The following is a 1,671-nucleotide window of genomic DNA, read 5'->3' on the forward strand; positions in this document are numbered from 1 at the left end:
AGTTGCTTCTTGACAGAGGTTATACAGGACACGAGCATTTAGCAAGTGTAGGCTTAATCCATTGTAATGGACGTCTCTACGACCCAGCCCTACATCGCTTCTTAATGCCTGATAATTATATTCAAGATCCATTTAATACCCAAAACTTTAATAGATATGGCTATTGCTTGAATAATCCGTTGGTGTATGTGGATCAGGATGGGGAATGGGTATTTTTAGTAGCAGCTCTGATCGGAGCTTATATAGGAGGAGTGCAAGCTAATGGCACATACAATCCGTTTAAATGGAACTATAGCAATGCTAACACTTGGATAGGAATGGCAGGTGGGGCTGTTATAGGGGGTGTATCGGCAGGTGTTGGCTCTGCTGTTGGAGGAACCATTGCAGGAGGAACTACACTTGTCTCTTCAATGGTGGGAGGAGCTGTTGGGGGTGCTATATCAGGTGGTGGGTTTGCAGTATTGCCAGGTGGGAATGGTAAGGTTTTACAAGGTATGGGGATTGGAGCTTTATCGGGAGCAGTAGGTGGTTTAATAGGAGGTGCTATTGGAAAAGCTTCTACAGTAATGCTTAATAATTATAATGTGACTAATCCTCTTCTTAGAAGTACTATAACAGGAATAGCTTCTGGAGCAGCTGGTGGATATGCAGGAGGATTTGTTGGAGGGTTGGTTTTAACAGGAGATGCTAGCATCGCGGCACAAAATGGCTTCTCAGGCTTTGCATCGGGAGCAGCGGTAGGAGCTATTTCAGGAATAATAGGAAATCGTATTGTTACTAAAAAAGATAGAGTTCTATCACGAGAACTGAGTAAGGCGTTAGAATTTAATTCTGACTACGATTTTTCGCCAGACCCTATGGGCGACAATGTAACGCTGTATAGAGGTACTACAGGTAGTGAAGGTAAAGGAGATCCTTTGTTTATGACTGATAATGTTGAATATGCCCGTTCTTATATCAAAAATGGAGGAAGTCTTGTAAAGGTTACGATATCAAGATTTACTTTAAAGCAAATGATAGAGGGAGGAAATATAATAAAATATAATGGAGAACATGGCACAATGAAGGGTTACGAATACCAAATACAACCTAAATACGTTCCTACTTTTATAAAATTGTTTAATAAATAAAATATTTATAAGTTATGTTTAATTTCTTCAAAACAAGATTAAAAAAGAAAAAAGAGAAAGAATTTTGTTGTGATTTATTTAAAAATTATTATTCTCTTAGAGATCAACAAGCTCCTAAGATTAGAATTGTAAAATTTGCTGAAAGATATTCGGAAAAAGAAATTCAATATTTTCCCATCAAAAAAGAAGAAAGGCTAAAGAAGATTATACAAATTAACAAACGAAGACGTTTTTTTATCTTTATAGATATATATGAGGTTTTCGATTTTTCAGAAGTAGTTTCAATACAAATTCATTTCTGTCCTTTTTGCGGCACTAATTTACATTCATTTTATAATGATGATATATATGTAAATGAATATGTAGATTGAAAAATATTTTGTACCTTTGTATTATGATTTAAGTACATTAAAATATTGAAAAAAAATAAGCCCTGAGCAAATATACATAAAGGACAAAGAGCGTATCACCTACTTATATAACGCCTTTGGCAATCGTGCCCATAGTTTTTATGGCAATGCGGAAGCCGAAAAAGAGAAAC

General features: G+C 35.9%; 2 protein-coding genes. Both read left to right on the forward strand.

The annotated features are described in order from the left end of the window. The coding region (locus HMPREF9073_RS11470; RefSeq protein ID WP_369699438.1) for an RHS repeat-associated core domain-containing protein at positions 1-1,130 on the forward strand (1,130 nt) is incomplete at its 5' end. A 14-nt stretch (positions 1,131-1,144) separates the two neighbouring features. Further along, positions 1,145-1,501 carry a hypothetical protein gene (locus tag HMPREF9073_RS11475; RefSeq protein ID WP_009413940.1) on the forward strand — a complete coding sequence of 119 codons (357 nt, stop codon included), beginning with the start codon at positions 1,145-1,147 and terminating at the stop codon, positions 1,499-1,501. The last annotated feature ends 170 nt before the right edge of the window (positions 1,502-1,671 follow it).

This window comes from Capnocytophaga sp. oral taxon 326 str. F0382 (genome assembly GCF_000318295.1).
GTDB lineage: Bacteria > Bacteroidota > Bacteroidia > Flavobacteriales > Flavobacteriaceae > Capnocytophaga > Capnocytophaga periodontitidis.

What these genes read in the sequence shown, in the direction of transcription:
- HMPREF9073_RS11475 (WP_009413940.1), top strand. Translation starts at nt 1,145, where the DNA reads ATGTTTAATTTCTTCAAAACAAGATTAAAAAAGAAAAAAGAGAAAGAA.